The 6,619-nt window shown below is 70.4% G+C and carries 1 protein-coding gene; it reads right to left on the bottom strand.

Annotated elements, in window-relative coordinates:
• On the bottom strand, positions 1 to 6,491 hold a 6,491-nt coding region (locus ACWDR3_RS46765), incomplete at its 3' end, for an amino acid adenylation domain-containing protein (RefSeq protein ID WP_450358795.1).
• Between the last annotated feature and the right edge of the window lie 128 nt (positions 6,492 to 6,619).

Below are 6,619 nucleotides of genomic sequence, written 5' to 3'. Positions count from 1 at the left end.
AGGGCCATGACCAGTTCCCACATCACCGCGTCGAAGCCCACCGACGCGAACTGAAGGACCCTGCTCGACGGTGAAACCGCCAAGCCCTCAGCTTGCGCCGCCACCAGACTCGCCACCCCGGCATGCGACACCACCACACCCTTGGGCCGACCCGTCGACCCCGACGTGTAGATCACATACGCCGCGCCCGAAGCGGAGAAGTTCGCGTCTCCTGCCGACGAGGCCTCCAGACCGGCCAACTCCGCCTCGACATCAGGGTCGTTCAAGACAATGACCGGCACATCGACCGGCAGCTGCCGCTGTTGCTCAGGCGTGGTGATCACACACACCGGACGCGCGTCGTCGAGCATGAACGCAACCCGCTCACTCGGATGCGCCGGATCAACCGGCAACACCGCCGCACCTGCCTTCAACACCGCCAGGAACGACACCACCAGATCCACACCGTGATCCATCACTACGGCCACCACCGACTCGGCACCCACACCCCGCGCCGACAACAACCGCGCCAACCGACTCGACCGCTCATCCAACTCGCCGTAGGACAAGAAACCCTCACCCCACACCACCGCCGGCGCACCAACCGACCGCTCCACCACCCCACCGAACAACTCCGGAATCGTCGCCGCCGGAATGTCCTGGGCGGTTCGGTTCCACTCGGTCAGCAGGTGCTGTCGGGTGGGGCTGTCCAGGGTCTGCACCGCGTCGAGCGGGGTGTCCGGGGCTTGTTCCAGTGCGGTGAGCAGGTTGTCGAGGCAGGTGTGCAGGAGGGTGCAGACCTGTTCCGGGGCGGCTGGGTCGAGAGCGTCAACGGTGAGTTGGAAGCGTTCACCGAAGTCGTCGACGGAGACAGCGACGGGGTAGTTGGTGCGTTCGCGGGACATCATGGGGCGGATGCCGCCGAACGCGTCGGCGGTGGGACCGGGGTCGTGCCGGGGGCCGCTGTGCCGGTAGTTGAAGATCGAGGTGAACAGGGGGCTGCCGCCCGCGACTCCGCTCGCCGCTTGCGCGACCGTGAGGGGAGCGTGTTCGTGGGCCAGTAGGTCGGCGAGTTGGTGCCGCAAGGCGGTGAGGGACTCGCCGACTCCCTTTCCGGCGACACGGACCCGTACCGGAAGGGTGTTCATGAACGGGCCCAGAACGCGGCCCGCGTCGGTCCCGGCGTTCATCCGTCCGAGCAGGACGGTGCCGAACACGACGTCCTCGCGACCCGAGAGGACCGCGAGAACTCGGGCCCATGCCAGATGGAACACGGTCGCCGGGCTCACGGCGGCCGACCGGGCCAGTTCGCGCAGTCGCTCCGACAGGCCGTCGTCCAGCCACAGTTGGGCGCGATCCACGTCGTCGCCGTCACCGTGCACGTCCATCAGGTCGTACGGCGCGGTGGTCTCGGTGACGTCGCCGAGCAGGCCGGCGAAGTGGCGTTCGTGTTCCTCGCGGGAAACGCCGAGGCGGGCCTGCGCGACCAGCTCGCGGAACGGCAGCGGCTCGGGCAGTTCGTCTGCGCGGCCGGACAAGAAGGCGCGCAGTTCGTCGAGCAGTACGTCGAGCGCGGTGTGGTCCTGGACGAGGTGGTGGAGGCGCAGCAGCGCCAGCCACCCTCCGTCGCCGCCCGGTTGGGCCGCGACATGCACAGTCAGGAGGGGCGCTCGGGCCGGGTCCATGCGCGAGCCGCCCAGGGCCAGCAGTTGTTCGGCCGCGTCCGGACCGTCGGGGTCGGCGACGAGAGTCACCTCGTGGACCGGCAACTCGACGTGGCGAGCGACCACTTGCACCGGTTCGCGCAGGCCGTCCCACACGATCGCGGTCCGGTAGACGTCATGCCGGTCCACCACCTGACGCAGCGCGTCCAGCAGTGCGTCCAGTCGCCGGCGGGAGTCGAAGCCCAGAACCATGGGCAGCACGTAGACGTCCGCGCCGTCCTGGTCGGCCATCAAGTGGTGGAAGAAGATGCCCTCTTGGAGCGGGGCCAGGGGGTAGATGTCCGCCACGTTGGCCGCGCCGCCCGGCACCGCCTCCACGATCCGCGCGATCTCCGTCTCGTCCAGATCGACCAGCGGCAGCATGTCGGGCGTGAGGTGCTGCGCACCCTCCGGGATGCGGTTGGGCGGTATCTCGGTCAGGCCGGACTCGGCTACGGCGGCCAGGGCGGCTGGGGTCGGTGTGGCGAACAGGGCCCGTACGGGCACGGACAGGCCGCGAGCCCGCAGGCGCTCGACCAGGGAGACCGCGAGCAGCGAGTGGCCGCCAAGCGCGAAGAAGTCGTCGTCCACACCGACGGAGGGCACGTCGAGGACTTCGGCGAACGTCTGGCACAGCAGCTCTTCCCGCACCGTGGCCGGGGCACGGCCCGGGGCGCGGGTGTACTCCGGTGCCGGTAGGGCCTTGCGGTCCAGTTTCCCGTTGGCCGTCAACGGCAGCGCGTCGAGCAGTACCACCGCCGAGGGGACCATGTATGCGGGCAGCAGCCCGGCCAGGTGCGTGCGGAGCTCCGCAGCCGTGTGGGCAGCGGAGTGCGTGCCGGTACCCGTCGTCGGTACGACATAGCCGACGAGGCGTCGGTCGCCCGGGACGTCCTCGCGTACCACCGCCGCCGCCCGGTCCACGAGGGTGTGGGTGGCCAACGCCGCCTCCACCTCGCCGAGTTCAATACGGAAGCCGCGGATCTTGACCTGGTCGTCGGCGCGTCCGAGGAATTCCAGCGTGCCGTCCGCACGCCACCGCACCACATCCCCGGTGCGGTACATCCGCTCCCCTGCCCCGCCGAACGGGCAGGCCACGAAGCGCTCCGCCGTCAGGTCGGGCCGGCCCAGGTAGCCGCGGGCCAACTGCGGTCCGGCCACGTACAGTTCACCGGCCACGCCGACCGGTACCGGACACAGTCCGGCGTCCAGGACGAAGACCCGGGTGTTCCACAGCGGGCCGCCGATGGGGACGGGTGCGAGCCGGTCCTCGTCGAGGTCGGCCAGGGTGGCCCACACGGTCGCCTCGGTCGGACCGTAGAGGTTGGTGACCGACCGGCCGACCTCGACCAGGCGTGCGGCCAGTGCGGACGGCAGCGCCTCACCGCCGACGAGCACCCGCAGTCCTCGTACGGCCTCGGCGTGCCCGGCCAGCAGGGACTGCCACAACGCGGGCGTGGCCTGCATGACCGTCACCCCGAACCGGTCGATGAGTTCGGCGACGGTCTGGGGGTCGCGCACCGCCGCGTCATCCGCGACGACGACCCCCGCGCCGGCCAGCAACGGCACGTGAATTTCCAGCACATGGATGTCGAAAGCCACGGTGGTGACCGCGAGCAGCCGGTCGGCGGGAGCGAGCGCGAGCCGGTCCCCCATCGCGGCGACGAAGTTCGCCAGAGCGCCGTGCGGTACGACGACTCCCTTGGGCCGCCCACTGGAACCGGACGTGTAGATCACGTACGCCGGGTGGTCCCGGGTCGGGGCGGCGGTGCGCTCTGCGTCAGTGAGGTTGGCGCCGTCCAGGGCCGCGAGGTCCGCCGCGGTGCGCGGGTCGTCCACGATCAGCGGTTCCGCGTCGGCCACCGACGGCAGGCCCTCCGGCCGGTCCATCACTTGCCGGGTGGTGAGCAGCAGGGCGGGACGGGCGTCGCCGAGGACGAACTCGACGCGCTCGCGCGGATATTCCGGGTCGAGGGGCAGATAGGCGCCCCCCGTCTTGAGTACGGCGAGCAGGGCCACCACCAGGTCGGCGGAGCGCTCCATGCAGACCGCCACCAGGGATTCCGGCCCGACGCCGTGCCGGACGAGCTTTCGCGCCAGCCGGTTGGCCCGCGCGTTCAACTCGGCGTAGCTCAGCTGGTTCTCAGCGCAGAGCACCGCGGCGGCGCCGGGTGTGCGGGCGGCCCGCTGCTCGAACAGCCGGAACACCGGGGCGGCCGGGACCGGAGCGGCGGTGTCGTTCCACTCCTCCAGGACGCGGCGGTACGCGGCCTCGTCCAGCAGGTCCAACTGGCGTGCGGGTAGCTCCGGTTGCATGGCCAGGGCTCGCAGCACCAGGCCCAGCAGCCCGGTGATCCACTCGGTTGTCTCCGGGTCGAACAGGTCCGCGGCGGCGATGACCGACCCGTGCAACCCGGCCGGCGCGCCCTGCTCGTCTACCGCTTCTCCCAGACTGACATCCAGATCGAACTTGGCGGCGCCGACCCCCGAGGCCAGCGACGAGACATGCAGTCCGGGCAGTTCGAGGGCCGGCCCACTGCCCGTCTGGGCGGTGTTGTGCACGGTGAGCATGACCTGGAAGAGGGGGTGGCGGGCCAGCGAGCGAGCGGGCGCGAGCTCCTCGACGAGCCTCTCGAACGGCACATCCTGGTGGGCGTAGGCCTCCAGTCCCGTTTCCCGGACCCGGTCCAGGATCTCGGCCAGCGTCGGATCACCACTCAAGTCCGTACGCAGGACAAGGGTGTTGACGAAGAAGCCCACAAGGTCGTCGACCGCCTCGTCCGTCCGCCCGGCGATCGTGGACCCGATGGGGATGTCGTCCCCCGCGCCGAGCTTCGACAACAGCACGGCCAGGGCGGCCTGCACGGCCATGAACAGGGTCACCCCACGCTCCCGGGCCACCGCGAGCAGCCGCTCATGCACCTCCGCCGGAATCTCCAGCGCGGCGACATGCCCACGGTGAGAAGCCGTCGCCGGACGCGACCGATCCATCGGCAGCGTCAACTCCTCCGGCGCCCCGGCCAAGGCACCCCGCCAATACTTCGCTTGCTGGGCGAGCACGCTGTCCGGGTCGCTCTCCTCACCGAGCAGCTCCCGCTGCCACAGCGCGTAGTCCGCGTACTGCACCGGCAACGGCATCCACTCCGGGGCCCGACCCGCGCACCGCGCCTCGTACGCCGTCGACAGATCCCGCGCCAGCGGCCCCATCGACCAGCCGTCGGCCGCGATGTGATGGACCACCAGAACGAGCACGTGCTCCTCCGGCCCCACACCGAACAGCCATGCCCGTACCGGGATCTCGCTGGCCAGATCGAACGCCCTACCGGCCGCGCGCACGACCTCCGCGTCGAGGTCCGAGGCGGTCACTTCGGAGTACGACAGCTCGAAGTCGAACTCGTCGATGCCGAGGACCTGTTGAGCGGCCCGACCGTCCACGGCCGGGAACACCGTCCGCAACACCTCGTGCCGACCGATCACATCCCTCAGCGCCGACTCCAACGCGTCACGGTCCAGCACACCCGCCAGCCGCACCGCCAACGGAATGTTGTACGTCGCACTCGGACCCTCCAACTGCCCCAAGAACCAAAGCCTTTGCTGAGCGAACGACAACGGCACCCGCTCCGGACGCGACCGCGCCACCAACGCCGAACGCCCCGGAGCGGCCTGCCCCAGCCAGGCGGCACTGCCCGCCGGAGTCGGCGCGTCGAACAGCACCCGAATCGGCAGCTCCACACCGAGCACCGCCCGCACCCGGCTGACGAGGCGGGTGGCCAGGAGCGAGTGACCGCCCAGCGCGAAGAAGTCGTCGTCCATACCCACGGAGGGCACGCCGAGCACCTCGGCGAACGCCTGGCACAGCAACTCCTCCTGCACCGTCACCGGCGCCCGACCGGACACGTGCGTCAAATCCGGGGCCGGCAGGGCGGCACGGTCCAGCTTGCCGTTCGCCGTCAACGGCAGCACAGCCAGCTCGACCACCGCCGACGGCACCATGTAGGCAGGCAGACGATCGGCCGCGTACGCCTGCACCGACTCCGCCAGACCGTCGATGCCCTCGGCCGGAACGACGTAGGCGACGAGGCGCTTGTCGCCCGGTGTGTCCTCGCGTACGACGACCGCGGCCTGGGACAGGTCCGGGTGCGCGCCCAGGACGGCCTGCACCTCGCCCGGCTCGATACGGAAGCCGCGGATCTTGACCTGCTCATCCACACGCCCTGCGAAGACCAACTGACCGTCCGCCGTCCACCGCACACGGTCACCCGTGCGGTACATCCGCCGGCCCGGCTCGAAGGGACACGCCACGAAACGCTCACCCGTCAGACCCGGACGGCCCACATAGCCACGCGCGAGCTGGACCCCGGCGATGTACAACTCACCCGCCACACCCACCGGCACCGGCCGAAGGGCGTCGTCCAGCACATACAGACGGGTATCGGCATTCGCCGACCCCATCGGCACCTCTGTGCCGCCGGCCTCCACCGCGCCGGTGGTCACCATCACGGTCGCCTCGGTCGGACCATAGGTGTTCACCAACCGCCGGCCCGCCGACCACACCTCCACCTGACCCGCCGTGATCGGCTCCGCACCCACCAACACCGTCGACAACCCGACGAAGTCGCCCGGCTCCAGAGCGGCCAGCAACGAGGGCACCACACTCGCCGACCGCACACCCCGCGAACGCACCAACTGAGCCAACAGCCCTGCGTCTGCGCGCTGTTCATCGGTGGCCACGACCAGCTCAGCACCCGACGTGAGGGTCACCGCCACATCCAGCACTGACGCGTCGAAGCCGAACGACGCGAACTGCAACACAGCGACGCCAGGACCAGCACCCAACACGGGCACATGCAACGGCGTACGTTCATCGGAGGCGGCGCGGCCGCGGTGGCGGCGGTGGCCGCGACCGCGTGCAGGAGCGGCGTCACGAGCTCGGGCAC

The organism is Streptomyces sp. NPDC001002 (genome assembly GCF_053599215.1).
Note: the sequence above shows the minus strand (reverse complement) of the source record. Positions and strands in the feature narration are given on the sequence as shown.